The sequence below is a fragment of the Tessaracoccus caeni genome (assembly GCF_029211185.1).
GTDB lineage: Bacteria > Actinomycetota > Actinomycetes > Propionibacteriales > Propionibacteriaceae > Arachnia > Arachnia caeni.
Window position 1 is genome coordinate 138,486 of sequence record NZ_JARGDO010000005.1, and the last position, 25,415, is coordinate 163,900.

23 protein-coding genes and 2 tRNA genes are annotated in these 25,415 nt (G+C 66.8%); 6 read left to right on the plus strand and 19 right to left on the minus strand.

Annotation, left to right across the window (positions count from 1 at the left end; genetic code table 11):
* Positions 1 to 2: 2 nt before the first annotated feature.
* The gene (locus P0D62_RS06380) at positions 3 to 2,039 is read right to left on the minus strand and encodes a prolyl oligopeptidase family serine peptidase (RefSeq protein ID WP_275701792.1); all 2,037 of its coding nucleotides are present in this window, start codon (positions 2,037 to 2,039) and stop codon (positions 3 to 5) included.
* A gap of 52 nt (positions 2,040 to 2,091) precedes the next feature.
* On the opposite strand from P0D62_RS06380, the gene P0D62_RS06385 reads away from it, so the two are divergent.
* On the plus strand, positions 2,092 to 2,415 hold the full coding sequence (locus P0D62_RS06385) for a putative quinol monooxygenase (RefSeq protein ID WP_275701793.1): 324 nt from the start codon (positions 2,092 to 2,094) through the stop codon (positions 2,413 to 2,415).
* Positions 2,416 to 2,553: 138 nt separating this feature from the next.
* Here P0D62_RS06385 and P0D62_RS06390 read toward each other — a convergent pair whose 3' ends face one another.
* The gene (locus tag P0D62_RS06390) at positions 2,554 to 3,315 is read right to left on the minus strand and encodes an aminoglycoside phosphotransferase family protein (RefSeq protein WP_275701794.1); all 762 of its coding nucleotides are present in this window, start codon (positions 3,313 to 3,315) and stop codon (positions 2,554 to 2,556) included.
* Positions 3,316 to 3,700: 385 nt separating this feature from the next.
* On the opposite strand from P0D62_RS06390, the gene P0D62_RS06395 reads away from it, so the two are divergent.
* From P0D62_RS06395 to P0D62_RS06405, 3 genes are read left to right on the plus strand one after another with little or no spacing between them, the layout of a single operon-like run.
* Positions 3,701 to 4,699: an ABC transporter ATP-binding protein gene (locus tag P0D62_RS06395; RefSeq protein WP_275701795.1), complete on the plus strand. Its 999-nt coding sequence runs from the start codon at positions 3,701 to 3,703 to the stop codon at positions 4,697 to 4,699.
* Positions 4,696 to 5,508: an ABC transporter permease gene (locus tag P0D62_RS06400; RefSeq protein WP_275701796.1), complete on the plus strand. Its 813-nt coding sequence runs from the start codon at positions 4,696 to 4,698 to the stop codon at positions 5,506 to 5,508. Before P0D62_RS06395 ends, P0D62_RS06400 begins: the two co-directional genes overlap by 4 nt.
* Positions 5,505 to 6,335, plus strand: a complete 831-nt coding sequence (locus P0D62_RS06405) for an ABC transporter permease (protein ID WP_275701797.1) — start codon at positions 5,505 to 5,507, stop codon at positions 6,333 to 6,335. The genes P0D62_RS06400 and P0D62_RS06405 overlap by 4 nt, the downstream gene beginning before the upstream one ends.
* A 90-nt stretch (positions 6,336 to 6,425) precedes the next feature.
* Here the strand turns inward: P0D62_RS06405 and P0D62_RS06410 are convergent, their stop codons facing one another.
* The 6 genes from P0D62_RS06410 to leuC all read right to left on the minus strand — a co-directional run bounded on the left by P0D62_RS06410 (position 6,426) and on the right by leuC (position 10,681).
* A complete protein-coding gene (locus P0D62_RS06410) occupies positions 6,426 to 6,839 on the minus strand; it encodes a putative toxin-antitoxin system toxin component, PIN family (protein ID WP_275701798.1) in 414 nt (137 codons plus the stop codon).
* Entirely contained in the window at positions 6,836 to 7,108 is a 273-nt protein-coding gene (locus P0D62_RS06415) for an AbrB/MazE/SpoVT family DNA-binding domain-containing protein (protein ID WP_275701799.1), read from the minus strand. The genes P0D62_RS06410 and P0D62_RS06415 overlap by 4 nt, the downstream gene beginning before the upstream one ends.
* Positions 7,109 to 7,225: 117 nt before the next feature.
* On the minus strand, positions 7,226 to 8,203 hold the full coding sequence (locus P0D62_RS06420; RefSeq protein ID WP_275701800.1) for an SRPBCC family protein: 978 nt from the start codon (positions 8,201 to 8,203) through the stop codon (positions 7,226 to 7,228).
* Between the two features lie 13 nt (positions 8,204 to 8,216).
* The gene (locus P0D62_RS06425; protein ID WP_275701801.1) at positions 8,217 to 8,567 is read right to left on the minus strand and encodes an ArsR/SmtB family transcription factor; all 351 of its coding nucleotides are present in this window, start codon (positions 8,565 to 8,567) and stop codon (positions 8,217 to 8,219) included.
* 92 nt (positions 8,568 to 8,659) lie between these two features.
* Positions 8,660 to 9,265: a 3-isopropylmalate dehydratase small subunit gene (gene leuD / locus P0D62_RS06430; protein ID WP_275701802.1), complete on the minus strand. Its 606-nt coding sequence runs from the start codon at positions 9,263 to 9,265 to the stop codon at positions 8,660 to 8,662.
* An 18-nt stretch (positions 9,266 to 9,283) separates the two neighbouring features.
* Positions 9,284 to 10,681, minus strand: coding sequence for a 3-isopropylmalate dehydratase large subunit (gene leuC, locus P0D62_RS06435; RefSeq protein ID WP_275701803.1), 1,398 nt, complete (start codon positions 10,679 to 10,681; stop codon positions 9,284 to 9,286).
* Positions 10,682 to 10,778: 97 nt separating this feature from the next.
* Here leuC and P0D62_RS06440 point away from each other — a divergent pair, with 97 nt between their 5' ends.
* A complete protein-coding gene (locus P0D62_RS06440) occupies positions 10,779 to 11,504 on the plus strand; it encodes an IclR family transcriptional regulator (protein WP_275701804.1) in 726 nt (241 codons plus the stop codon).
* A 63-nt stretch (positions 11,505 to 11,567) separates the two neighbouring features.
* On the opposite strand, the gene P0D62_RS06445 is transcribed toward P0D62_RS06440, so the two are convergent.
* The 11 genes from P0D62_RS06445 to cimA form a co-directional block, all read right to left on the minus strand.
* A complete protein-coding gene (locus tag P0D62_RS06445) occupies positions 11,568 to 12,926 on the minus strand; it encodes a toxic anion resistance protein (protein WP_275701805.1) in 1,359 nt (452 codons plus the stop codon).
* Between the two features lie 21 nt (positions 12,927 to 12,947).
* Entirely contained in the window at positions 12,948 to 14,048 is a 1,101-nt protein-coding gene (locus P0D62_RS06450) for a hypothetical protein (protein ID WP_275701806.1), read from the minus strand.
* Positions 14,049 to 14,058: 10 nt separating this feature from the next.
* Positions 14,059 to 15,858 (minus strand): substrate-binding and vWA domain-containing protein, encoded by a 1,800-nt coding sequence (locus P0D62_RS06455; protein ID WP_275701807.1) that lies wholly within the window; start codon positions 15,856 to 15,858, stop codon positions 14,059 to 14,061.
* 187 nt (positions 15,859 to 16,045) lie between these two features.
* Positions 16,046 to 16,906 (minus strand): PRD domain-containing protein, encoded by an 861-nt coding sequence (locus P0D62_RS06460; protein ID WP_275701808.1) that lies wholly within the window; start codon positions 16,904 to 16,906, stop codon positions 16,046 to 16,048.
* A 91-nt stretch (positions 16,907 to 16,997) separates the two neighbouring features.
* Positions 16,998 to 18,410, minus strand: a complete 1,413-nt coding sequence (locus P0D62_RS06465; protein WP_275701809.1) for a glycoside hydrolase family 1 protein — start codon at positions 18,408 to 18,410, stop codon at positions 16,998 to 17,000.
* 11 nt (positions 18,411 to 18,421) lie between these two features.
* The gene (locus P0D62_RS06470) at positions 18,422 to 20,338 is read right to left on the minus strand and encodes a beta-glucoside-specific PTS transporter subunit IIABC (protein ID WP_275701810.1); all 1,917 of its coding nucleotides are present in this window, start codon (positions 20,336 to 20,338) and stop codon (positions 18,422 to 18,424) included.
* Between the two features lie 270 nt (positions 20,339 to 20,608).
* Positions 20,609 to 20,681 (minus strand) — tRNA-Glu (locus tag P0D62_RS06475).
* A 24-nt stretch (positions 20,682 to 20,705) separates the two neighbouring features.
* Positions 20,706 to 20,777, minus strand: a tRNA-Gln gene (locus P0D62_RS06480).
* Positions 20,778 to 20,845: 68 nt separating this feature from the next.
* Positions 20,846 to 21,766, minus strand: a complete 921-nt coding sequence (locus tag P0D62_RS06485; RefSeq protein WP_275701811.1) for a CPBP family intramembrane glutamic endopeptidase — start codon at positions 21,764 to 21,766, stop codon at positions 20,846 to 20,848.
* Complete coding sequence (locus P0D62_RS06490) at positions 21,763 to 22,566, minus strand: fumarylacetoacetate hydrolase family protein (RefSeq protein ID WP_275701812.1); 804 nt, start codon at positions 22,564 to 22,566, stop codon at positions 21,763 to 21,765. Before P0D62_RS06490 ends, P0D62_RS06485 begins: the two co-directional genes overlap by 4 nt.
* A 39-nt stretch (positions 22,567 to 22,605) precedes the next feature.
* Positions 22,606 to 24,171 (minus strand): citramalate synthase, encoded by a 1,566-nt coding sequence (cimA, locus tag P0D62_RS06495; RefSeq protein WP_275701860.1) that lies wholly within the window; start codon positions 24,169 to 24,171, stop codon positions 22,606 to 22,608.
* A 127-nt stretch (positions 24,172 to 24,298) separates the two neighbouring features.
* On the opposite strand from cimA, the gene P0D62_RS06500 reads away from it, so the two are divergent.
* Positions 24,299 to 25,351: a 3-isopropylmalate dehydrogenase gene (locus P0D62_RS06500; protein WP_275701813.1), complete on the plus strand. Its 1,053-nt coding sequence runs from the start codon at positions 24,299 to 24,301 to the stop codon at positions 25,349 to 25,351.
* Positions 25,352 to 25,415 lie beyond the last annotated feature (64 nt).

A 25,415-nucleotide genomic window follows, 5' to 3' on the forward strand; every position in this document is an offset into this window, starting at 1 on the left:
GGTTACCCCAGATGCCGCCAGAGGAACTCCAGGTAGAGGGCGTCCATGTGGGCGCGTTGACGGTTGTCTGCGGCACCACCGTGGCCGCCCTCGATGTTCTCGTAGTACCAAGCCGGCTTGTCCGCGTCGCGCAGCTTGGCCATCATCTTGCGCGCGTGGCCGGGGTGCACCCGGTCGTCGCGCGTCGAGGTGAGCAGCAGCGTGGGCGGGTAGTCCTTTGACGGGTCGAACAGGTGGTAGGGCGAGAAGGTCTGGATGAAGCTCCAGTCGTCGGTGTCGGGGTCGCCGTACTCGGCCATCCACGAGGCGCCGGCCAAGAGGTGGCTGTAGCGCTGCATGTCCAGCAGCGGCACCTGGATCACGACGGCGCCGAACAGCTCCGGGTACTGGGTGAGCATGTTGCCCGTGAGGAGACCGCCGTTGCTGCCGCCCCGCACGGCCAGGCGTTCGGGTGAAGTGATGCCGCGGGCGATCAGGTCGCGGGCGACGGCGGCGAAGTCCTCGTAGGCCCGATGCCGGTTCTCGCGCAGCGCCGCCTGGTGCCAGCGCGGGCCATACTCTCCCCCGCCTCGGATATTGGCGACGACGTAGGTCCCGCCGCGCTCCAGCCAGCCTCGGCCGACGCCGGGCGCGTAGGCCGGAGTCAGTGAGATCTCGAAGCCGCCGTAACCATAGAGCAGCGTCGGGTGTGCGCCAGTGGGTTCTTGGCCGCGGGGCCGCACCAGGAAGTACGGCACCCGCGTACCGTCGTCGGAGGTCGCGAAGTGCTGCTCGGTGACGTGCGAGGCGGCGTCGAAGAAGGCCGGTTCGGCCTTGAGTGCCTCGGGGGCTGCGACCTCAGGCGAGGCATCGGCGAGCAGCAGCGTCGTGGGGGTCAGGAAGTCGGTGGCGATCGCCCACAACTGGTCGGAAGTCTCGTCGTCGACGGCGGCCACGTCGACGGTGCCCAGCTCAGGAAGCCCGGCGAGTGGCCGGCGCTCCCATCCGTCGTCGCCTGGGGTGAGCACGGTGATGACGCTCTTCACATCGTCGAGCACCGTCAGCACGATGTGATGGCGGGTAGGCGTGACGCCGGACAGCGCGGAGGTGTCGGTGGGCGCGAACAGCACGGTGAGGTCACGGGAGCCGGCCAGGTAGTCGTCGAGCCGGGCGACCAGCAGGCTACCGGCCGCATAGGCGACGCCACCCACCTCCCATGGCTCGCGCAGTTCCAGCAGCAGCCACTCGAGATGCACATTCTTGCCCGCCGAGTCGGGAGCGTCGATGCGCTGGAAGACGCCGTCTGCGTCGGCCAGGTAGAGCGCGGTGTCGCGACTGTCCAGGAAATGCAGGAGGAGGTCGCGCTCGAAGCCGGGGGTACGGTCGCGGTAGGGGTAGATGCCGTAGCCGGCGTTGTCCTCTGGACCCTCGAACACCACGTCGGCTGCGGCCATCGGCACACCGCGCCGCCACCGACGCGCGATCCGGGCGTAGCCGGCGCGGTTGGTGCTGCCTTCACCCAGGTCGGTGACCAGGTAGACGGTGTCCGCGTCGATCCAGCTCAGATGCCCTTTCGCCTCCGGCCGCTCGAAACCGCCCTCGACGAAGGTTCGCGTCTCGACGTCGAACTCGCGGGTCACGTCGGCATCCGAACCGCCCCGCGACAGCGCGACGAGGCAGCGCGGGTGCTCGGGGCGCAGGAAATCGGCGCCGTGCCACACCCAGTTCTCGCCCTCTGCGCGATTCAGCTCGTCGACGTCGAGCAGCACATCCCAGGCCGGGTCGCCGCTGCGGTACTCGTCCAACGTGGTGCGCCGCCAGATGCCTCGCGGGTGTTCGCCGTCGCGCCAGAAGTTGTAGTACCAGTCGCCGCGCCTAGTCAGATACGGGATCTTCTCGTTCGAGTCGTAGATCGCCGCAAGATCGTCCTCAAGCCTGGCAAACTCCGGGGTCTCCGCCAGCTCGGCCTCAGCCTCGGCGTTCCGGGCGCGCACCCAGTCGAGCGCCTCCTCGCCTTCGATCTCCTCCAGCCACAAGTACGGGTCGGTCGCTTCGTCCACTTGGCCTCCTTCGTCTCCCCCACCCTAGAGCCGTCCCGGGTAGGCTCACGTCATGTACTTCATCGTGGTCAAATACGCCGTAAAGCCTGAGTACTCCGACGTCTTTCTCGAGCGCACGGCCGAGTTCACCGCCGCCACCCGAGCCGAACAAGGAAACCTCTGGTTCGACTGGTACACCTCGGCAGAGGATCCCCACGAGTTCGTCCTCGTGGAGGCCTTCGCCGACGACGAGGCCGCCAGCGCTCACGTCAACGCCCCGCACTTCGCGAAGGGACTCGACGCGATGCGCCCGCTGCTCGTCGCCACCCCGAAGATCGTCTCCCGCAAGGTCGAGGGCTCCGGCTGGGACGAGATGGGCGAGCTGAAGATCGACTGATCGGCGTCGAACCGGCCGTTTGGGAACCCCATTCCATGCGGTGCCAAAAATAAAAGTGGCTGAGCTGGGGTGATCTGTGCAATACGTACAGATCACCCCCGCTCAGCCATCTTTATGTACGCCATCGAACGAACTGCCTTACTCGAAGAGCGCGCGATGCTGGTTCGTCCACCGAATCCGGTCGGCGGTGGTGTCGAGAAAGCCGGTTTGCTGCCATTCGGCCTGCGGCTGCATTCCCTGCGCGGCCAGGCGGCGGGCCCGGTCCCAGACGGCATGCTGCTGGGTGAGCACCTCGTCCACCAGTCCCACCGTCGACTCCAACCCATAGGCCTCCGCAAAGAATTCCAGTCGACGACGCCGGTCCGGCGGGCTCGGGTAGGCGAACCACCGCAGGCACGTCTCGTCATCACGGAAGGGAGCCACGTACTCCAGCGTGTAAGCGACGTCGTGGAGCGGCCGACCCGGCCACGCATAGTCCCAATCGATGATCCCGATCGGCTGAGTGCCGCGCCACACCAGGTTCCACGGCCCGAAGTCGCCATGCAGAACCAGCTCACCCTCGCCCGAGTAGCCGGCCCAGCCAGCCTCCGCGGCGGGACGGAAACCGCGCACCGCGTCGTGATACTCGCGCAGCAGCCGGGCCATGGCCGCCAGGCCACGCTCGTCGACCACCTTGGCCCATCCATCGGTGCCCGACTCGCCGTCGATGAAGGTGAGCACCTCGCGTCCCTCGTCATCGACCCCCTTGACCCGAGGGCTGTACGGGAACCCGATGGACTCCAAGTAGTTCAGCAGCTCATGCACGCTGGCCGACCACGGCTGCAGCGGCCGACGCACCGTGTCACCGATGCGAACCACGTTGCGGTGCGGCTTGTCCTGCAACATCTCGGGCGTGTCCATCCCGCGACGCTAGCAAAGGCCCTGGTCGCCCGGAAACGTGACGAGGTAGGCTACGAGCGTGCATCAGACGACACGACCTAACGTGCGCCGGTAGGGAAGTGCTGATTGATGGGGTGCCTAGCGAGGACGTACCAGGCGGGATGAGATACGTCGCCTAGATCTTGGGTGTGTATTGGACATACTCGCCCAAGATTTGGGTGGCGTAGATCGCCCGCCTGGTGCGCCGCAGCAGGTGCCTCATCGATCAGCGCTTCCCTCGCGCGCAGTCGGAGGAACCACCCCACAGGAGACGTGGTGGACCTCGTGATGTGCCGACCGGCGGCAACACCGGTATTTCTCCCGACACCCGCAGCTTTGCTGCGCCCAGAGAAAAGGCACATCGCCCATGTCACCGACCACCGACTCACCTTCCCTCGTCATCCGCGCCGACGGCCTGACGAAGACCTACCGTCGTCACCGCCAGCAACCCGGCATCCGCGGAGCCCTGGCAGCCTTCGTGCGACGCACCGTCGAAGAGCACCAGGCCCTGGCTCCGCTCGACCTCCAGATCGCCGACGGGGAGTTCGTCGGCCTGCTCGGCCCCAACGGCGCCGGCAAGACCACTCTCGTCAAGCTGTGCTGCGGGCTGATCCGCCCCACTTCGGGAACGCTCCAGGTTCTCGGCCACGAGCCCGGCAGGCGACGGGCCTCCTTCCTCCGCGAAATCGCGGTGGTGCTCGGCCAGAAATCGATGCTGTGGTGGGACGTACCCACCCTCGACTCGATGCTGGTGCACAAGGCGATGTACGACCTGGATGCCGCCACCTACGCGTCGCGGCTCGGCGAACTGACCGAGGTGCTCGATCTGCACGGACTGCTCGACGTCCCCGTCAGACGTCTCAGTCTCGGGGAACGAATGCGCTGCGAGCTGGCCCTGGCCCTGCTGCACTCCCCTCGCCTGTTGTTCGCCGACGAGCCGACCATCGGCCTGGACGCTGTCGCGAAGCGCGCCCTGCGGGCCATGCTCGCGCGGGCGAACGAGGCGCTCGGCACCACCGTCGTGCTGACCAGCCACGACATGGACGACGTGGAGGCGCTCTGCCGGCGGGTGCTGCTGATGCGCTCTGGCGCCTTGGAGTTCGACGGCGACATCGACGGTCTGCGTCGACTGATCGCCCCCACCCGGGAGATCCGCGCGGTGTTCGCCGATCCCCCGCCGCCAGGCTCGCTCCCGGATGGCACCTGGACCGACGACGCATGCACCGTTTCGCTCGACGTGCACGAGGACGAACTGGAGACGGTTGTCGCATCGATCATCGCCGCGGGCGGCCTCACCGACCTCAGTGTCTCCGAGGCTGACCTCGACGCGGTGATGGCCCGCCTCTACCAGGGAGGTTCCCGATGAGCGCGCGACGGACGGTCGTGCTCGTGGCGACCGCCGGGCAACTCGTCGCCCGCGAGGTGGGCATCACCCTCACCAACCGCGGCTGGGTGTTCCTGCTGCAGCTGGGCGCGATCACCCCGCCCATCGTGTCGCTGGTGGTGTGGACCGGCGCGATCTCAGCAGGCGCGACGCCACCCGTCCCGCCCGACCGGCTCCTCACCTGGTTCGTGCTGGTCGCCGTCATCTCGATGGTGACCTCGAGTTGGACGGCCACCTTCCTTGCCGACGACATCCGCACCGGGCGGCTGTCCATCTGGCTCGTTCGCCCCTGCCCGGCGCTGCTCTCGTTGGCGGCGAACAACGTCGCCGAGAAGGCGGTCAAGCTCCTGTTCCTGGTTCCGATGGTGGCAGTCCTGGCCCTGCTTCTCCGCGACGATGTACGCCTTCCTAATGATCCCCTGGTGTGGGCGACGGCGCTCGTCGCGCTCGGCTGCGCCGCCGTCCTGGCCTTCGCCCTGGACGTTTTCATCGGCTGCTTGGGGTTCTGGTTCGAGGACGTCGATGGCATCCAGCGGATCGTCTCGCTAGTGTCGCGGCTGCTCTCAGGCGCGGTGGTGCCGCTCATGCTCCTCCCAGCCACCGTTCAACCGGCGCTGCGTTTCCAGCCATTCCGCTTCACGTTGGCCTTCCCCCTGGAGCTGCTGACCGGGGCCGCCTCAGCGCACGGCGCCGACCTCGCGGCGATGATCGCGTGGACGATCGGCGGAGCACTCCTGCTGGCTCTGGTGTGGCGACGAGGGATTCGACGCTACGAGGCGGCGGGCGCATGACCGGCCGTCGAACCCCACGTCTCGGGGTCTTCTCGACATGTCGCCGCATCATCGCGTGGTACCTGTCTTGCTGGCGGCAGGCGATAGCCAGGGATCTCCAGTTCCGCACCCAGACGGTGCTCGTCGCGGTCGGTTCGTTGGCCGAGGTGGGCGTGGCGCTCGTGCCGGCGCTGGTGGTGGCCCACGTCGCGCGCGACACGACGGGCTGGGACACGAGCGGGGCCATGGTCGTCGTGGGGCTGTTCACGATCGCCACAGCCCTGCTCGACGCGACGCTCGCACCCAACCTGGCACGACTCGACTCGGCTGTGCGCGAGGGCGATCTGGATCTGCTGTTAGTCCGGCCGATCCCCGCCTTCATCGCGGCCACCTCGCGCTGGATCCGACCTGCCGAACTGACCCGCATCCTGCCCGGCGCGGGACTCGTCCTGGCGGCCCTCTCCTTCGACGAACGGACGGTCTCCTTCGGGGCGGCCGCCTCCTGCGGTGCACTGCTCCTGATCGGAGTCCTGTGCTGGGCTTTGTTCTGGATCAACGCGAGCCTGCTGTCGTTCTGGTGGAGCTCGGCGGACCCGGTTCAGAACATCGTCGGCGGCCTGCGCGACGCCGGCCAGTACCCGAAGGCGGCTTTCCGAGGGTCCGCCTCGGTGGTGTTCACAGCGGCGATCCCGGCCACTCTGCTCGGCGCGATACCGTCCGCATCGCTCCTGGGCGAGCCGCTCGGAACGACGTGGCTGCTCTGCGGCCTCATCACCGCCGTCGGCTCTGCCGTGACCGCCGCTCATTGGCACCTGGCCCTGCGCCGCTACGACAGCGCCAGCAGTTAGCGCACCCGGCAGGCGCCTGCCCACTTGGGCGACACACAGGCATCCCTGGTGGAGATCGTTGACGAAACGGCCATGACCTTGTCCATCAGGTCAGCCTGCTGGATATCGGCGGAGATACTCGGCAGGCGGGATAATCATGGGATCGCTGACTCCAGCCTCTAGAAGATCCCTATCGCCGGTCACGAGGATGTCGCACTGCGCCACCCTGGCCCCTCTGAGCACGGGGCGATCCTTGTCATCACGGACAGCCTCCTCATCCGCTGTCGGGAACTCCGGGGTAGTGACCACAACGGAGAACTCGACGACGGCGGCGAGGAACTCATCGACCACGCCGATACGCGCCGGGAACTTCCTCTGCGTAACGCGCCGAACCTCGTCGAGGACATAGTCAGAGACGACGAGAGCATGGTCGTTCACAACGACTGCGTGAAAGCACTCCGCCGTCGCACCATGAGGCCATAGCGCGGCGGAGAGCAGAACGTTGCTGTCGAGGAAGACTCTCATTGGTTCCGAGACTCAGCCCGTAGATCACTGATGTAGGCGGCCACATCCTCCTCCGACTCAAACCCGGCTTCCTCGGCCGCACCCTTCATGGCGTCTTGAACCTTCTTGAGCGCGAACACGGCTGCGTTCATCAGCACAACCTGACCGTTGTCCCAGATCAGCACCAAGCGGTCTCCCGCCTCGACGCCCAGCTTCTCCCTGATGTCCTTCGGCAGGGTGATCTGCCCTTTGGACATCACCTTCGCGCCTTCAACGATCGGAGCAGACACATCAGCCTCCTACTTTCCCTACTAATAGGGTACCTCTGCGACCACACTCCGCCACAAGAATGCGAATGCGGCTCGGCCTGTGCATATGCACAGGCCGAGCCGCATAGCCAGCGTTATTCAGGCGACGCCCAGGATCTCGCGCTCCAGGCGGGCGTAGCTGGTCTCCATGCCGTCGGCCATGCCGGTGGCGAGGATCATCTCGCGGGTCTCGGCGTCGGGGTAGTTGCCCACCATGGTCAGCAGCGTGCCGCCCTCGACCGGGGTGAGGTTCAGCTCGTTCACGACGACCGGCCCGTCCATCCCGATCATCGCCTCCGTGGTGACCGCGCGCACCGGAGGGTTGATCTCCTTCACGACACCGCTGAAGCCGAAACGATCGCCCGTCTCGTCGTTCTCCCACTCGTAGCGGTAGGTCTCGCCGACGGCGAGGCCCACCTCGCACACCGGCATGCTCCAGCCGTCCGGGCCGAGCTGCCAGCGCTTCAGCAGCTCGGGCTCGTGATGAGCGCGCCACACCTGGTCGACGCTGCCGCGGATGACCCGCGAGATCCGGGCCTGGTTCTCGCCGAGCAGCTGCACCTGAGTGCCGATGCCGGCGGCGAACGACGCGAGGTCGGCCAGCACCTCGTCGATCTGACCCATGGCAAGGCGGGTGCCCTCCACCATGCCCATCTCGACCAGCTGTTCGAGCTGCTCCAAGCTGTCGAAGTGGGTCACTGTGCACAGCCGAGAACCAGTGTCGGTGGACTCGAAGTTCATCACCATCCGCATGGTGGGCATCTCGGCGTTGGCGACGCCGTCGGCATCGGCGAACCCGTCACGCACCTCGAAACATACCCCCTCCTCGACGGCCAGAAACTCCCAGAAGCCACCGGCCTTATCGCCATCGGGTCCGGTCATGAAGTAGTGGGACCGTCCCCCGACGGCCATATCGTGCCGGGTGAACGTCGCGGGCCAGCCGGGTGGGCCCCAGAAGCGCTCGAGCTGCCGCGGGTCGGCATAGGCGTCCCAGAGCCGGCGCACCGACACGGGGAAGTCGGCCACGATCGTGAGGGTCAGGGCTTCCGGATCCTGGGTGATGGAAGTAACGGGCATGGCATACGTCCTTTCAGGAGTCCTCGGCGAACAGTTCGTCGAGGCGATTGATGCGGCTCGTCCATAGCCGCTCGAAGTGGGCGAGCAGCGCCTGCGCCTTGCTGATCGTGTCGGGGTTGGCCCGCACCAGGCGCTCGCGGCCGGAAGGGAGTTTCGTCACAAGACCCGCTCCTTCCAGAACAGCGACGTGCTTCTGCACCGCCGCGAAACTCATGTCGTAGTCGGCTGCCAGGTTCGACACCGTCACCTCCCCGACGAGGGTGCGACGCAGAATGTCGCGCCTCGTCGCGTCGGCGAGGGCCCGGAAGATCCGGTTCACCTCGTCGTCGGTGAGTTCGTTCTGAAAAACACTATCTACAACCATTTGGTTGTAGATTAACGAGCATTCGACCCGCGGTCAAGGGGTTTCCGGAGAAAAGAAAGACCCCGCCACGACGGGCGGGGTCTTCTACGGCGTCAGCCAGCGGTGCGAGCGGGCAACGTCTTCGGCTTGAACGACGGGCGACTCGCCTCGTAGGCCGCGATGTCGGCCTCGTGCTGCAGGGTCATCGAGATGTCGTCGAGGCCGTTCAGCAGGCGGTTCTTCGTGTAGTCGTCGATCTGGAAGGAGATCTCCAGGTCGCCACGGGTGATCGTCTGCGACGGCAGGTCCACCGTGGTCGGCGCGTTCGGATCGGCGTCGATGGCCGCCCACAGACGATCGCGGTCGGCCTCCGAGATGAGCGCGACCACCAGGCCGGCCTTGCCCGAGTTCGAGCGGAAGATGTCGCCGAACCGGGTGCCGACGATCACCTTGAAGCCATAGTTCTGCAGCGCCCACACGGCGTGCTCGCGGGACGAGCCGGTGCCGAAGTCGGGGCCGGGAACCAGGATCGAGCCGGTGACGAAGGGCTCCTTATTCAGCACGAACTCGGGGTCGTTGCGCCACGCGGAGAACAGGCCGTCCTCGAAGCCGGTGCGGGTGATCCGCTTCAGGTAGACCGCGGGGATGATCTGGTCGGTGTCGACGTTGCTGCGCTGCAGCGGGACGGCGATGCCGGTGTGATTGATGAAGGGTTCCATTTTTTAGACTCCTCGCGATCAGAGATCGGCCGGCGCGGCCAGATGGCCGACGATGGCGGTGGCAGCGGCGACGGCGGGCGAGACCAGGTGCGTGCGCCCGCCCTTGCCCTGACGGCCTTCGAAGTTGCGGTTCGAGGTGGACGCCGAGCGCTCCCCCGGTGCCAACTGGTCGGGGTTCATGCCAAGGCACATCGAGCAGCCGGCCGCGCGCCATTCGGCGCCGAAGTCGAGGAAGACCTTGTCCAAGCCCTCGAGCTCGGCCTGGATGCGCACCCGCGCGGAGCCGGGAACGACCAGCATGCGGACGGTGTCGGCCTTCTTCTTGCCCTTCAACACGGACGCGGCGAGGCGCAGGTCCTCGATGCGGCCGTTGGTGCAGGAGCCGAGGAAGACGGTGTCCACCTTGATGTCGCGCATCGGGGTGCCGGGGGTCAGATCCATGTACTCCAGCGCGCGCTTGGCGGTGGCCTGCTCGACCTCGGAGTCGAAATCCTCCGGGGCGGGGACGACGGCGCCCAGCGGAACGCCGTGCCCCGGATTGGTGCCCCAGGTGACGAACGGCGTCAGCTTGGTGGCGTCGATGTCCACCTCCACGTCGAAGGTGGCGTCGTCGTCGCTCTTCAGCGTCTTCCAATACTCGACGGCGGCGTCCCAATCCTCGCCCTCAGGCGCGTGCGGACGCCCCTTGAGGTAAGCGAAGGTGGTCTCATCGGGGGCCATCATGCCCGCCTTGGCGCCCCATTCGATGGACATGTTGCAGATCGTCATGCGACCTTCCATCGACAGGTTCTCGATGGTGGTGCCGCGGTACTCTACGACGTAGCCCTGGCCACCGCCGGTGCCGACCTTTGCGATCAGCGCGAGGACGACGTCCTTGGCGGTGACGCCGTCGGGCAGCTCGCCGTTGATGTTGACGGCCATCGTCTTGGGCGTGGTCTGCGGCAGCGTCTGGGTGGCCAGCACGTGCTCCACCTCGGAGGTGCCGATGCCGAAGGCCAGCGCGCCGAAGGCGCCATGGGTGGACGTGTGCGAGTCGCCGCACACGATGGTCATGCCCGGCTGGGTGACGCCCAGCTGGGGGCCGATGATGTGCACGACACCCTGGTCCTTGTCACCAAGGGAGTGGATGCGCACGCCGAAGTCCTTGGCGTTCTGGCGCAGCGTGTCGACCTGCTTCTTGGAAACGGGGTCGGCGATCGGCGCCAGGATGTTCAGGGTGGGCGTGTTGTGGTCCTCGGTGGCCATCGTCAGGTCGGTGCGACGCACCGTCCGGCCGGCCAGGCGGAGTCCCTCGAACGCCTGGGGGCTGGTCACTTCATGCACGAGATGAAGATCGATGTAGAGCAGGTCCGGCTCCCCCTCGGCCGAGCGGACGACATGCGCGTCCCACACCTTCTCACTCAGGGTCTTGCCCATAATTGCGATTCGCCTCCCAGCAAAGTTTGTCTAGCAGTTACCAAAGATACTCGCCGCTGGTTTTGTGTCCACAATGCGGACTTGTTAATCTCAGCATATGGACGAAACAAGTGGCGTTGGAGTTCTCGACAAGGCAGCAGCGGTGCTGGCTGCGCTGGAACGCAATCCGCTCACGCTGGCCGGGCTGGTCAATGCGACGGGCCTCGCGCGCCCGACCGCGCATCGGCTGGCGGTGGCACTGGAGCATCATCGCTTTGTCGGGCGCGATCTGCAAGGGCGCTTCGTGCTCGGCCCCAGGCTGATCGAGCTGGCCGAGAGCGCGGGCGAGGATCCGCTCCTCGCGACGGCAGGTCCGATTCTGACGAGGCTGCGCGACATCACGGGCGAGTCGGCCCAGCTCTTCCGCCGCCAGGGCGATACGCGGATCTGCGTCGCCGCGGTGGAGCGCCCCTCCGGGCTGCGCGACACCGTGCCCGTGGGCGCCCAGCTCTCCATGAAGGCGGGCTCGGGCGCTCAGGTGCTGCTGGCGTGGGAGGATCCGGAGCGACTGGACAAAGCGCTGGAGGGCGCCTCCTTCACCCTGGCCACCTTGGCGACGGTGCGCCGACGCGGCTGGGCTCAGTCGGTGTCCGAGCGCGAGTCCGGTGTCGCATCGGTGTCGGCTCCCGTGCTGGCGCCGTCGGGCCGGATGATCGCTGCCGTTTCGGCGTCGGGACCGATCGAGCGCCTCACCCGCAACCCGGGCCGCCTGCATGCGCCCGCTGTGATGGCAGCCGCCGAGCGACTCAGCGAGGTGCTGCGCCGCAACGGCACCGCGGAGTAGATGGCCTCACTCCTGCCGCGCCCTACCTGGCACCACCCCGTCGACGTCCCTGTGGTCCGCAGATCAGTTCGTCAGCCGTCCGAGCAACTCGTCACCAGCGTCTCCGCCGTCCACCGGGGTTCCCGCCGCGGGAGATGCGGCTCCCGAGCGCTTGCTCGCATCGGCGAGAGCGCGGTGAGAGGTGATCACCGCATCCTCGATCATCGCTTCGCCCCTCTCGAGGGCCTCGAGATTGCGCGCCCTCAGCGCCCGGCCCGCCTTGTCGGCGGCGACGATCGAGCTGCACTGCGCCTTCACCGAGTCGATCACCGACCAGATGGTCTCCTCGGTGATCACCGGGGCCTGTGAGGCCTGCGCAACCTTGTCGATCGCTTGCGCCGTCTCCGCAAAGGCGCCCCTGATCAGCTTGTTCGTGCCCTCCTGCACCGCGGTACCCAAGGCCGCGCCTTCCTTGGCAAAGGCCGCCTGCTGCCACATGGCCAGCGACTGCCGCGCGGAGGGCAGGCCCATGGTTCGGAATGCCGCGAGGCGACGCCGCAGCGCGAAGGTGGTCACAACGAGGTTGCGCGTGGCCGGTGCATGCGCGAACCCGAGGAAGAACTGCGAACGCCAGTCAGACCACGTCTTCTCCGTCTCCGACAACGCAAACGACAAGGCGCTGTGCACCTCGCGGAGTTTGCTCACGCTGGTGAGCTCGCCCTTGTAGGTGACGACTTCCGTGCTCGACGCCTCGGTCAGCGCCCGATCCGCCTCCTCGAACTCCGAACGGATCTCCTCGATCACCTGTTCGAGCGCCGCGAGAACGGCAACGACGTCATCCATGTTCTCCAGGGTCTGCTTGTGCAGCAGCTGACCCCGGGCGATGTTGTCGGCGAGCGCGGTCTCCATCTCCTGCAGCTTCACCTCGGCGAGGTCGATCTTGTCCACCATGGGTTTCATCTCGCGCACCATGGTGGTCAGGGTGTACTTGCTCTTCCGGAACCAGCCGACGACCGACTTCGCCGCGTTCTCGAGTTCGACGAAGCGCCACTTCTTCTCGAAGCCATCCATCTCGCGCAGCATGTCGTTGACGACGGCGTCCGCCTCGGGAACCCTGATGTGGCGCTGGGCATCGAGGAGCTGCCGGGAGGCGTCATTCATTTTCTTCATCACGGGCCCGCCGAAGGCCACGATCTGGTTGACGTCGGCGACGAACTTCTTCGCCAGCATGGGGGCGCCCCGCGTCAGGTCGGACAGCTGCTTCTCGGTGAGCAGGCTGCGGAACTGGAAGGTGGCCTCCTTGAGCGTGGCGACCTGGGCCTCATCGGCCGGTGCCTCCGCGATCGCTGCCTCAAGCGGAGTGCCCTGCACCTCCTCAGCCTGGGTATCGCCGACATCCAGCAGCGCCGCGAAGTCGACGGCTACGGTCTGTTCTTCTGACATCGATCTCTCCTCCTGGAGGGCTTAGCCTTGGGCACGGGGGTTCGTGGGGCGGTTCTCATGATCGCGGTAGACGTCCGACAGCTTCGCCTCGTTGACGGTCTTGATAAGGGAATCGAGGGCGACCTTGAAGTCCAGGTCGCGCGACTCATTGATCTGCCTGATGTTCTCGACCGCTTGCTGGTCCACCGAGTCGACGGCACGCTCCACCTCGGCCAGGCGCGCCTCTGGAGTGCTCCAGTACTGCGGATTGGCTCGGATGTCGCCGTAATAGTCGTCGTCGAGAGCGCCGAGCAGCTTGCTGAGCACGTCCTTGTATTCGACCTGCAGCAGGCGGACCTGCTGATCGCTGCCGCGCTTGCGCACGCGGATGAACAGCTCTGCCACATGGTTCGACAGCCCTGCGATGCGCGGACCGATACCAGGCAGCGCGTCCGCGCGCTCGTCAAGGCGGCGCATCGCCTGCTTCACGAACTCGCCGTTCTCCCCAGTGAGCGCCTCTGCGAGCTCCCGCTCGGCCTCGCCCGCCCAAGCGACCTTCCGCTTCGCCTTGGCCTCGCGGCGCGCCCGGAGAAGACGCACAGCGCCGCCGGCCGCGGCGAGGACGACAGCGGCGGGAACGATCAGACCCCAGACGCCCCAGACACCCCAGCCACCGGCCACATCGTCGGGCGTGGCGGGGGGACTCGTGGGGGCGAGGCTCTGCGCGATCGTTGCGACGGCTGCCCCGCCGTCGGTCTGCCGCTGCGTATACAGGGACTCGGTGATGGCGACCGCATCGTGAGCGGAGGACACCGCGAAACGATCCGTCGCGCGGTCCTCGATCACGATGACGGTGTCGGCACCGGTGGCGTCGCGAAGCTCCGACGCGAGCGTCCCCGAAGGCGTGCTCTGGGCTTGATCGGGCTGCGGGATCACCACGACGAACACCCCCTGAGGCAGCACGTCAGCGAGGGCGTCGGCGTCCGAGATCGAGGCGCCGTCGAACTCGCACACCACCTGGGAGGCGCAGCTCTCCATGATCTGCTCCGCCTCGGTGGCAGCGAAGGCCACCGACGCTCCCACGAGGACGCTCCCCATGCCCACCAGGACGGCGGCGACGGAGAGGGTCTTGAAAGAACGCATCGCGCTCTGCCTAGAAGTTGTTCATGACCGACTGGAAGGTCTCTGCGATCTTCCTCGGATCCGTCGCGTCGAAGACCTGTCCCCCTGATGCCCGAGCGAGCCTTTCGAGCACGTCGATGTCGGCCGTGTTCGAGTAGGCGATCGCGAAGATACGCACGGGCTTGTCGTTGCCGCCTTCCTTCTGGTCGGCGTTGATCTTCTGGACGAGGGTGTCCAGTCGGGTGACGGAATCGGCGTCCTCTCCGTCGGAGAGCACGACGATCGCGTTGATCCGCCCACTGTCGGCCTGGGACTTCAGGTAGTCGTAAGCCACGTCGACCGCGTCGTAGAGCGGGGTTCCCCCCCGTCGCGCGTTGGCGAGGGCCGCGATGTCGCGCTGCAGCGCCTCCTTGTCATCGCCGAGCGGGCCGAATGGCCGCACCAGGCCGATACCGTCGAGCGTCTCGCTATCGACCTCGGCGGTGAGACCCGTGGTGAAGGCCCACACTCCGATCTCGTCGGTCGGGCGCACCGCGCCGAGCGTCCCGCTGGCCCCCTCGATGGCACCGTCCAGCCGAGTCTTGCCGTCGCCGATCTCCTCGTCCATGGATCCAGAGATGTCGATCAGCTGCAGCACCGCCGAAGGCTTACGGATCTGCGCCCACTGATCGATCGCGGCCGAGACCACCTCTGGCGCCGGCTGCGGCAAGGTCACGGCCGGCTGAGCCGGATCGATGCCCACGTCGCTGTTCAGATACTGACTGACGTCGATGCTGTCGTCCACGGGCCGGAAACCGAACTCCGGCAGCACCTCTTGAGCCTGCTTCGTGTGCAGGAACGCCACGAATGCCTCCGCCGCGGTCTTCTGCTCCGGGGTGACCCAAGCGGTGTTCAGAGCGACCACCGGATTGTCACTCCACATCGACCCCCCACTCGGGTAGATCGCGATGAGCTTCTCCTGCGGCGGGGTGAGCACCTCGCCGGGCTGCACGGTGTGCGAATCGGGGTTGCCGAGGTTGTAGTTGTAGAGCGAGGTCTCCTCCAGGGCGATCGCGCTCACGTACGACGAGCCGCCGCCGGAGGCCTTGTCGACGAGGTTCTGCAGCACCTTGCCCGTGGTGTCGCCGTAGTGGATCGCCCCCGATTCCAGGACCCGGGAGAACTCCTGCGCGCCCGCCACATCGGCGGAGGTCAAGTCGGCGTCCTTGCCCGAGGCCTCGTAGGCCTGCATCAGCAGCATGGACAAGCCCGTGGTGGAGCTGTTCGGATTGGTCTTGGCGATCTTGAACGAGCCCCACAGCGGCTTGCCGATCGATCCCCATCCCTCAGGGTTCTGGATCAAGTCGTGGATCTGCGACAACGACAACGGCGTCTTCGGGTAGCCGAGCGCCTGCGCCATCGATTCCGGCATGCCGAACACGATCGGGGTCTTGGCGAAGCTCTCCGCATTCGCGACAACCTGATCGCCCGAGAGGGAGGCGACACGGTCGACCCACACGGTAGAGGCCGGCGACCATACCGACGGTGCCGCAGCGTCGCCGAGTGCCCACGACGTGGTCGAGCTCGCCAGATATTCGGCGGCTTTGCCCGAGGCGACGTTGACCGGGCGGACAGCCGCACACCCCTCGAGAGCCTCGTGCTCGGCCGATTCCCTGAAGAGCTCTCCCAACCTCTCCATGAGGTTGACCTTCTCCGACGAAGTCGCCACGACGACCGAGACGCAGCCGTCCTCAGGAGGGGCGACGTCGCCGTCGATGTCGATCGGGTCATCGGGCGAGCACGCCGTCAGCAGCAGGGCGGCGGCACCCGCGAGCGCCGCTGTCTTCGTCATGAACGTCAGTTTTGCTACTTTGCTCAGCACTGGATTCGCCTCTCTTCCGCATATCTTTCGGTTCCCCGATGCACCTGAGGGTTCGGCAATGACGCAGCGCGGGCCGCCCCGGGAGATCTCGCTTCCGTGTCTCCGAAGAGTACGCCACCGAGTGCTGACAGGTTACCAATGTCCGGCAACAGCGGAGCTAGGGATGTCCCTGACGTCCGCTGCCAGAGCTCATGGCCTGCTCCAGGCGGGCGATGTGCAGCGTGAGATAGACCGTTTCGTCGTCGGAGACGCGCTGGTCGAGACGCAGCTCCAGGAGCGCGGCGATGCGCTGAGCCAGCCGGTACGCGGCGGGGTTTGCGACCTTGAGCACGTCGCCCACCGCGGAGGCCTCACCGTGTAGCTGGTGCCCGCTGCGTGCGCGGGCGAAGAAATAGCGAAGGTGGGCCGCGAACCGTGCAGCGTCGATCGAGTCGGGGTCGAAGGCGCCCCCGTGGGCCTCGGCCACCAGGTCGAAGATCTGCCGGATGAGCGCCGACTGCACGAAGGTCTGCTCCATGCTCGGGCTGCCCGTCACGGCGTGGAACAGATGCATCGCCAGCGCGGTGGCCTCGCCCCTTGGCAGATCCACATCGACGTGCTCGTTCAAGCGGGACAGGAGTTCCTCGGCCACGCCGAGTTCCTCGGGATGCAGGTGGGCGACCTCCGCGCGGAGGGGATACTCCATGCGGTGCCCCGCGCGAACCCGCTCCATCGCCTGATGCACGTGATCGGCGACCGCCACCAGCGCCAGCGGCGGCAGGTGGGCGTTCAACGAGCGCACCGCGTCGGCGAACAGCTCCGCGACGAGGCCGAATAGATCGGGCGGAATATCGGCCAGCACCCGAGCGACGGCACCGGGGTTGTCGGCGGGCACGAACCGACGGCCGATCTTGGACTCGTCCACCTCGTCGCCGCGACGTGCCTGGTACCCCAGGCCGCGCCCGGTGAGGACGACGTCGCGCCCGAGTTCGTCGAGAGCGAGGACGACGTTGTTGTTGAAAACCTGTAGAACCTTCACGCCTCCTCCTTCCCTGTCATGAACTCCGCGTGAGAACCCGGTCAACCGGGACGGGCGCACGAGCGCCGGCCCCGGTCGACCGGGGTGGTTGTTACTGCGTCAACGACGCACCGTTGGTGGCGATGATCTCGCGGTATGCGTCGAAGGACTTCTTCTTGTACCGCGCGAGCGTGCCCGAGCCATCGTCGTTGCGGTCGACGTAGATGAAGCCGTAGCGCTTCGACAGCTGGGCCGAGCTGGCGCTCACCACGTCGATCGGACCCCACCAGGTGTAGCCCCACAGCTCGACGCCGTCATCGACGGCCTCCCCCACCGCGGCCAGATGGCTGCGAAGGTAGTCGATGCGGTAGCCGTCGTCGACGGTCGGCACGCCGTCGACCTCCACCAGCTGATCCTTCGCCCCCAGCCCGTTCTCGACGATGAACAGCGGCTTGCCCCACCGCTCCCAGAAGTCGTTCAGCACCATGCGCAGGCCCAGCGGATCGATCTGCCAGCCCCACTCCGACGCCTCGAGCGTCGGGTTGGGCACACCGCCGAGGATGTTGCCCTCACCACGGATCTGCTTGGCCGGATCGGCCGTGGCGCACACGCTCATGTAGTAGCTGAACGAGACGAAGTCGACGGTGTGAGCCAGCGTCTCGCGGTCCTCGTCGGTGATGTCCAGTTCGACGCCCTGCTCGCGCAGCATGCGCAGGTAGTAGCCCGGATAGGCACCACGGCAGTGCACGTCGCCGAACGCGAGATTCTCGTGCTCGGTCTGCTTCGCCTCCCACACGTCGGCCGGGGCCGGCGACAGCGGGTAGACGGGCATCGACAGCACCATGCAGCCGATCTTGAGATCCGGATTCATCTCGTGCGCCATCCGCGTCACGGAGGCCGAGGCCACCAGTTCGTGATGGATCGCCTGGTAGAGATCCTTCTTCGACAACTGCTCCAGTGGCGTCCAGATGCCGCCCGACATGAGGGGCGCATGCACGATCGAGTTGATCTCGTTGAAGGTCAACCAGTACTTCACCCGCGAGCCATAGCGCTCGAACAGCGTGCGAGCGTAGCGCTCGTAGAAGCCGATCAGGCGCCGGTCGGCCCACCCGTCGTAGGTCTTGGCCAGGTGCAGCGGGGTCTCGTAGTGGCTGATCGTCACCAACGGCTCGATGCCGTGCTTCTCCAACTCGTCGAGCACTCGGTCGTAGAAGGCCAGCCCCTCCTCGTTGGGCGTCTCTTCGTCGCCGAGCGGGAAGATCCGGCTCCATGCGATGGAGAAGCGGAAGACCGTGAAGCCCATCTCGGCGAACAGCGCGATGTCCTCGGCGTAGCGGTGGTAGAAGTCGATGCCCTCCAACTTCAGGTTGTCCGGCGTCGGCTCATCGGTCGGAGCGCTCAGGCCGCCGTTCGGGAGGACGTCCTGGATGGACGGCAGCTTGCCGTCCGTCAGATACGCGCCCTCCAACTGGTTGGCCGCCACGGCGCCGCCCCAGAGGAAGCCCTCGGGAAATCGGATCGTCACAGTGTCTCCTTTCAGCGCACGACGCGCAGGGTCGGCTGGTTCACAGTCACCGTATCCGCCGCGACGGTCTCGACGCTCTTCTGTGCCTTCGTGTTGGTGACCAGCATCACCGTGGTGGTGGAGTAGCCGGCTGCCTCGATCGCAGCCAGGTCGACGTCAGCCAGCTTCTGACCGGCCGTGACCTCGTCGCCCTTGGCCACATGCGGGGTGAAGCCTTCGCCCTTCATGTTCACCGTGTCGATGCCGACGTGCACCAGCACCTCGACGCCCTGGTCGTTCTTGATGCCGTAGGCGTGACCCGAGGACATCGCCACCGCGATCTTGCCCGAGATGGGGGCGTAAACCGCGCCGTCGGTGGGGACGATACCCACGCCCTTGCCCATGGCACCGCTGGAGAACACCGGATCCGGCACCTCCTCGAGCGCAACCACACGCCCGTTCATCGGCGACGCGACGATCACCTCGACCGCAGGCGCGGACGCAACAGGAGCGGTAGCAGCTGCCGGAGCAGCCGCACGAGCCGGGGCGGGAGCGGCCGCCGGAGCAGCGGCTTCAGCCGCAGGGACATCGTCCTTCACGCCCCACAGGAAGGTGAGCACGAACGCGATCACGACGGCCACCGCGCAGCCGATGAAGAACAGCGGCACGTTGGCGGAATCAAGGAAGGCCGGGATACCGATCAGCGACGGGAACACGAAGGTGTTCGCCCCACCGCCGGCGATGCCGGCGATCAGGCCGCCGACGACGCCACCGGCGATACCGAAGTAGAACGGGAACTTGCGGGGCAGGTTTACGCCGTAGATGGCGGGCTCGGTGATGCCCGAGAGCAGGCCCGACAGCGCAGAGGGGCCGGCGAGCTGCTTGGTCGCCTTGTCCTTGGTGCGCAGCATGACGGCCAGCGTCGCGGAGGCCTGGGCGAGTACGGCGGGCAGCACGGGGCCGAGCAGCAGGGTGAAGCCCGGGGTACCGTCAGCCCCTGGAGTGAGCTGCTGGAGAATGATGGGTACCAAGCCCCAGTGGATGCCGAACATCACGAAGACCTGCCAGAAGCCGCCCATGATGGCGCCGCCAAGCCAAGGAAGAGAGCTGAACAGGAAGGAGAGGCCGCTCGCCAAACCGTTCGCGAGGAAGGTGGTGGCCGGGCCGATGGTGAGCAGGATCAGGGGCACCATCACCAGCATCGAGACCAGGGGCACCGAGAAGTTACGGATGGCCGCAGGCAGCGTCTTGGCGAGGAAGCGCTCAAGGTAGCCCTGCACCCAGACGCCCACGATGATCGGGACCACCGAGCTGGAGTAGCCCATGATGACGAGCGGGATGCCGAAGATGGTGAGCGGCCCCTCGGCCGCAGTCAGGGCCGCGATGCTCGGATACACCAGCGCGCCGGCGATGGCCATGGCGGTGAACTGGTTGGCCTTGAAACGCTTGGCCGACGTGACCGCGAGGAAGATCGGCAGGAAGTAGATCAGCGCATCCGAGGCCGCGTTCAGCACCGTGTAGGTGGTGCTGGCGGTGTCAACCCACCCGAAGGTGGCGAACATGGCAAGGAAGGCCTTGAACAGACCCGCACCGGCCAGCGGCCACAGGATGGGATGGAAGATGGAGCTGACCATCTTGATGAAGCGATCGAGGATGTTGCCCTGCGGACCCTCGTCCTCCTCTTCGGTCGCCGGGGCGCCGCCCAGGTGACGCATGATGCCGGCGTGCACCTTGGGCACCTCGTCGCCGATCACCACCTGGTACTGGCCACCGGCCTGAACGACGGTGACGACGCCGTCCAGCGCCTTGATCCCGTCGGTATCGGCCTTCGCGTCCTCACGCAGTTCCAAGCGCAACCGCGTCGCACAATGCTGTGCCCGCTTGATGTTCCCGGCACCACCGACCTTGTTCACGATGGTGTCGGCAAGCTGGTCAAAATCGACCGCCATGCAAGATCCTCCTCGACCTGGTTCTCCCCGGGGGACGCAAAAAGCCTGAGGCGGAACACGCGCCCCAGGCCCGAAACCACAGCGGCAGGACCGGACGGGGCAACAGATCAGCCCCAGGTCTTGCCTCACTCGGTGAGTAACAATCCTGTGCGGAATCGAACGATTCCGTGGGCATACAGTAACAGGTCGAACGGACGCGCTCAGCCGGCGACTCACGGTTGGGTAAAAGCGAAGCGGCTCGGTCAGATCTGACCGAGCCGCTTGCCGTTGTAGCCCCGACGGGATTCGAACCCGCGCTACCGCCTTGAGAGGGCGGCGTGCTAGGCCGCTACACAACGGGGCCCTAGCATTGGAGAGAGGATCTCCGCAGGGGTACCTGGACTCGAACCAAGACTAACTGAACCAGAATCAGTCGGGCTGCCAATTACCCCATACCCCTAGCACTCGGTCACCCGAGCACGAGAAGAAACTCTACACCAGGAATTTCAGAGGCCGCAAATCGACCGGTCAGGGGGTCGCCGTGGCCACTCTCAGCCGTCGTCCGACCCACCAGGCAGCCCCGGCGAACAGCGCGAAGCCGGCGATGTCCCAGCCGGCCTTCTCCCAGGTGATCTCGCTGACAACGCGCAGATCGGCGATGGATCCGGTGAACATGGCGTAGCCATAGGCGCCGAGATTGTTGACCACGTGGGCGGCGATCCCCGCCTCCAGGCCGCCCACCGCGAGCACGAGTCCCCCGGCCACCAGCCCGAAGGCCAGCCGGTGGGCGAACAACGCCGGATTCTGCACGCCATGGAAGAGGGCGAACAGCAGCGAGGACGCGACCAGGGCGACCCACTTGTTACCCGACGCCGCTCCCAGCGCCTGCAGCAAATAGCCCCGGAAGAACACCTCTTCCGCCGCCGCTTGCAGCGGCGCACCGACCACGATTGCGAGGAGGAACCAGCCCCACCCGTCCTGCCCGCTATGGAAGGCAGGCACCTCGTCCCGGACTATGAGTCCGAGCCACAGCACGGCATTCAGCACCACGAGGGCGACGAGGGCGCTGATCAGGAGGTACCGTCCCCGCAATCCGGGCTGCACCGACGCGACCCAGCGCGGCTGATAGCCGTTGATGTAGCGCGCGAGCAGGAGCGCGATCGGGATCAGCGTCGCCAAGGCCAGATGAGAGGCGAGCAGTCCCTCGGGATACTCGTACCCCCGCGCGGCGCTCCGGTAGACATCGAACTCCCCGCCGCGGAACAGGTACCCGATCCGGATGACCCCCTGAGCGACCAGCGGAACGATCAGGGCGTAGCCGACCAACGCCAGCATGATTCCGGTCACTGCGCGCAGCGACGGCAGATCGTCGTCGCGCATCACCAGCGGATATTCGACGCCGGACCGCGGCACCTTGGCCCCGCCCAGGTGGACGAGGGAGAGGCTCACTCCCCCACCACGCGGTTGCTCAGCGTGCCCAGGCCGTCGATCGAGACCTCGACGGTGTCGCCGTCGGCCATCGCTCCGACACCCGCCGGGGTTCCGGTGAGGATCAGGTCGCCGGGAAGCAGCGTCGTGAAGCCGGAGACGTAGCTCACCAGCTCGGCGATGCCGCGCACCATCTGCGACGTCTGGCCCGACTGGCGGACCTCGTCGTTCACGCGGGTCTCGATGCCGAGGTGCTCGGCCTCCTCGATGCTCCAGTGCGTGTTGATCCACGGGCCGATCGGGCAGAAGGTGTCCGAGCCCTTGGCGCGCGCCCACTGACCGTCGCTCTTCTGCCAGTCACGAGCGGTCACGTCGTTGGCGGCGGTGTAGCCGAAGATCACCTCGGAAGCCCGCTCGACGGGCACCTCCTTGCAGATCCGGCCGATCACCACGGCCAGTTCTCCCTCGAAGTGCAGCTCCTCGCAGCCGGCCGGGCGCACGATCGCGTCGCCGGGGCCGATCACCGAGGTGTTGGGCTTGAGGAACAGCAGCGGCGCCTCGGGCACCGCGTTGCCCAGCTCGGCGGCGTGCTCCGCGTAGTTGCGGCCGACGCCCACCACCTTGCTGCGCGGGATCACGGGCGCCAGCAGGCGCACTTCCTCCAGCGGCAGCCGCTCGCCGGTGTAGTTGACCTTCACGCCCGCGAGCGGGTCGGAGGTCAGCGTGGCGATGGTGTCCGGGTGGTCGCCGCCGTCGACGGCCAGTTCGATGATGCCGTAGGCCGGATCCTGGCCGGCCTTCGCGAAACGTGCAATGCGCATGAGGGCCAGCCTAGTCGGGCTGGCCCATGCGTCGCCTGCTCAGTGCGTCAGGTAGCTCATGATGCCGTAGGCGAGCGCGTCGCTGAGGGCCTCCCACGAGGCCTCGATGACGTTGGTGCCCACGCCGACGGTGGTCCAGGAGTAGCCGTTGTACGCGGTGTCGATGAGGGTGCGCACCGACGCGTCGGTGCCGTGGCCCTCGTCGAGAATGCGGACCCGGTAGTCGGTCAGCTCGAACTCAGCCACCTCCGGGAAGGCCGGCACGAGAGCCGCGCGCAGGGCCGCGTCGAGAGCGTTGACGGGGCCGTTGCCCTCGCCCACGACGATCTGACGCGCTCCCTTGGCCAGCAGCTTCACGGTGGCCTCGGAGATGTTGACGCCGGCCTGCTCCTCGGTGAACACGCGCCACGACTGCACCTCGAAGGGCAGCTCCAAGACGCCCAGCTGGTCGCGCAACAGCATCTCGAAGCTAGCGTCGGCCGACTCGTAGGAGTAGCCCTCGGCCTCCTTCTCCTTCAGCGTGTTGGTGATCTTGGCGGCCAGCTCGCGGTCGGTGAGATCGAAGCCCAGCTGCTCGCCCTTGATCTGGATGTTGGCGCGACCGGCCATGTCGGAGATCAGCATGCGCATGTCGTTGCCCACGAGCGAGGGATCGATGTGCTGGTAGAGGTTCTCGTCCACCTTGATCGCGGAGGCGTGCAGCCCCGCCTTGTGCGCGAAGCTCGACGCCCCGACGTAGGGCTGGCGGCCCAGCAGGGGCTGGTGCGCCACCAGAGCGATGGCATGCGCGATGTGGGTGAGCTCGGTGAGCTTGCCCTCGGGCAGCACCTTCCAGCCGTACTTGATCTCGAGGTTGGGGATGACGGCGGACAGGTCGGCGTTTCCGGTGCGCTCGCCGTAGCCGTTGAAGGTGCCCTGAACGTGCATCACTCCCGCTTCGACGGCGGCCATGGTGTTGGCCACGGCGCAGGCGGTGTCGTTGTGGCAGTGGATGCCGAGGTTGGCGCCCGTGGCGGCGGCCGCTCGGACCACGTCGCCCATCCAGCTGGGCAGCATGCCGCCATTGGTGTCGCAGAGCACGACCACCTCGGCGCCGGCCTCATGAGCGGTGCGCACCACCTGGATGGCGTAGTCGGGGTTGGCGCGGTAGCCGTCGAAGAAGTGCTCGCAGTCGACGAAGACGTGCTTGCCCTCGGACCGCAGGTACTCGACGGTGTCGCGCACCATCTCAAGGTTCTCCTCGAGCGTCGTGCGCAGCGCGCGGGTCACGTGCTCGTCGTGGCTCTTGGCAACAATGCACACGTAGTCGGTGTCGGCGTCGACGAGGGCGCGGGTCAGCGCATCCTCGGCGGCGACTCCGCCGGCCTTACGGGTGGCACCGAAGGCCACCAGCTTCGAGCGCTTCAGCGACAGTTCCTTGGCGCGCTGGAAGAACTCGGTGTCGGCGGGGTTGGCACCCGGCCAGCCGCCCTCGATGAAGCCGATGCCCAATTCGTCCAGGTAGCCGGCGATCTTGAGCTTGTCGATGACGGACAGGCGAATGCCCTCCTGCTGCGCGCCGTCGCGCAGGCTGGTATCGAAGACGTGGAACTCGGCTGGCTTCATTGGCAAATCTGGCACGAAGACTAGGGTGCGGGTTTCAAGCAGGTTAGGGCGCCCTAATCTCACAGGGTGGACGCCCCCACGGACACGGTCGTCGTCCGTGCGGCGAAGGCCAGTAGGGTTTGAAACCATGAGCGCACAGACAATCGCAGTGATCGGCGGCGACGGCATCGGTCCCGAGGTGACCGCCGAAGCCATCAAGTCCCTCAAGGCCGTGGCGGGCGAGAACGCCTTCTCCTTCGTCGACTACGACCTGGGCGCCGAGCGCTGGCAGCGCACCGGGGAGGTGCTGCCCGATTCCGTGTTGGAGGAGCTGAAGGGCGTCGACGCGATCGTGCTGGGCGCGGTGGGCGCTGCCCCCGGCTCGAAGGCCATCCCCAGTGGTCTGCTCGAGCGCGGCCTGCTGTTGAAGCTGCGCTTCGCCTTCGATCACGCCGTCAACCTTCGCCCCTCCAAGCTGTACCCGGGCGTGCCCACCCCGCTGGCGCCGAGCGTCGTCGAGGGCAAGAATGTCGACTTCGTCGTCGTGCGCGAAGGCACCGAGGGCTTGTACTGCGGCAACGGCGGTGCGGTGCGCGTCGGCACCTCGCAGGAGCTGGCCACCGAGGTCTCCGTCAACACCTACTTCGGCGTGGAGCGCGTCGTGCGCGACGCCTACCAGCGGGCCCGCGCCCGCCGGGGCAAGCTCACGCTGCTGCACAAGCACAACGTGCTGGTCAACGCCGGATCGCTGTGGAACCGCGCGTTCCAGCAGATCGGCGAGGAGTTCCCCGACGTAGAGCAGCGTTACCTGCACATCGACGCGGCCATGATCGCCCTGGTGGTGGATCCCAGCCAGTTCGACGTGATCGTCACCGACAACCTGTTCGGCGACATCGTCACCGATCTCGCCGCTGCCGTCACCGGCGGCATCGGCCTGGCAGCGTCGGCCAACATCAACCCCAGCGGCGAGTACCCGTCGATGTTCGAGCCCGTGCACGGCTCGGCCCCCGACATCGCCGGAAAGGGCATCGCCGATCCCACCGCCGCCATCTCATCGATGGCGTTGCTGCTCGATCACCTGGGCAAGCCGGAACTGGCGAAGAAGATCGATGACGCCGTCTCCGCCGACATCGCCGAGCGCGGCGCGAGTAAGTTCGGCACCGTCGAGACCGGCGACCGGATCGCCGCTCGCCTGGCCTGACAGAGATCCGACGAACGCCCACCGCCACACCGGCGGTGGGCGTTTTCGTCGTCGCCTGTAACGC

What these genes read in the sequence shown, in the direction of transcription:
- P0D62_RS06385 (WP_275701793.1), top strand. Translation starts at nt 2,092, where the DNA reads ATGTACTTCATCGTGGTCAAATACGCCGTAAAGCCTGAGTACTCCGAC.
- P0D62_RS06390 (WP_275701794.1), bottom strand. Translation starts at nt 3,315, where the DNA reads ATGGACACGCCCGAGATGTTGCAGGACAAGCCGCACCGCAACGTGGTT.
- P0D62_RS06395 (WP_275701795.1), top strand. Translation starts at nt 3,701, where the DNA reads ATGTCACCGACCACCGACTCACCTTCCCTCGTCATCCGCGCCGACGGC.
- P0D62_RS06400 (WP_275701796.1), top strand. Translation starts at nt 4,696, where the DNA reads ATGAGCGCGCGACGGACGGTCGTGCTCGTGGCGACCGCCGGGCAACTC.
- P0D62_RS06405 (WP_275701797.1), top strand. Translation starts at nt 5,505, where the DNA reads ATGACCGGCCGTCGAACCCCACGTCTCGGGGTCTTCTCGACATGTCGC.
- P0D62_RS06410 (WP_275701798.1), bottom strand. Translation starts at nt 6,839, where the DNA reads ATGAGAGTCTTCCTCGACAGCAACGTTCTGCTCTCCGCCGCGCTATGG.
- P0D62_RS06420 (WP_275701800.1), bottom strand. Translation starts at nt 8,203, where the DNA reads ATGCCCGTTACTTCCATCACCCAGGATCCGGAAGCCCTGACCCTCACG.
- P0D62_RS06425 (WP_275701801.1), bottom strand. Translation starts at nt 8,567, where the DNA reads ATGGTTGTAGATAGTGTTTTTCAGAACGAACTCACCGACGACGAGGTG.
- leuD (WP_275701802.1), bottom strand. Translation starts at nt 9,265, where the DNA reads ATGGAACCCTTCATCAATCACACCGGCATCGCCGTCCCGCTGCAGCGC.
- leuC (WP_275701803.1), bottom strand. Translation starts at nt 10,681, where the DNA reads ATGGGCAAGACCCTGAGTGAGAAGGTGTGGGACGCGCATGTCGTCCGC.
- P0D62_RS06440 (WP_275701804.1), top strand. Translation starts at nt 10,779, where the DNA reads ATGGACGAAACAAGTGGCGTTGGAGTTCTCGACAAGGCAGCAGCGGTG.
- P0D62_RS06445 (WP_275701805.1), bottom strand. Translation starts at nt 12,926, where the DNA reads ATGTCAGAAGAACAGACCGTAGCCGTCGACTTCGCGGCGCTGCTGGAT.
- P0D62_RS06450 (WP_275701806.1), bottom strand. Translation starts at nt 14,048, where the DNA reads ATGCGTTCTTTCAAGACCCTCTCCGTCGCCGCCGTCCTGGTGGGCATG.
- P0D62_RS06455 (WP_275701807.1), bottom strand. Translation starts at nt 15,858, where the DNA reads ATGACGAAGACAGCGGCGCTCGCGGGTGCCGCCGCCCTGCTGCTGACG.
- P0D62_RS06470 (WP_275701810.1), bottom strand. Translation starts at nt 20,338, where the DNA reads ATGGCGGTCGATTTTGACCAGCTTGCCGACACCATCGTGAACAAGGTC.
- P0D62_RS06490 (WP_275701812.1), bottom strand. Translation starts at nt 22,566, where the DNA reads ATGCGCATTGCACGTTTCGCGAAGGCCGGCCAGGATCCGGCCTACGGC.
- cimA (WP_275701860.1), bottom strand. Translation starts at nt 24,171, where the DNA reads ATGAAGCCAGCCGAGTTCCACGTCTTCGATACCAGCCTGCGCGACGGC.
- P0D62_RS06500 (WP_275701813.1), top strand. Translation starts at nt 24,299, where the DNA reads ATGAGCGCACAGACAATCGCAGTGATCGGCGGCGACGGCATCGGTCCC.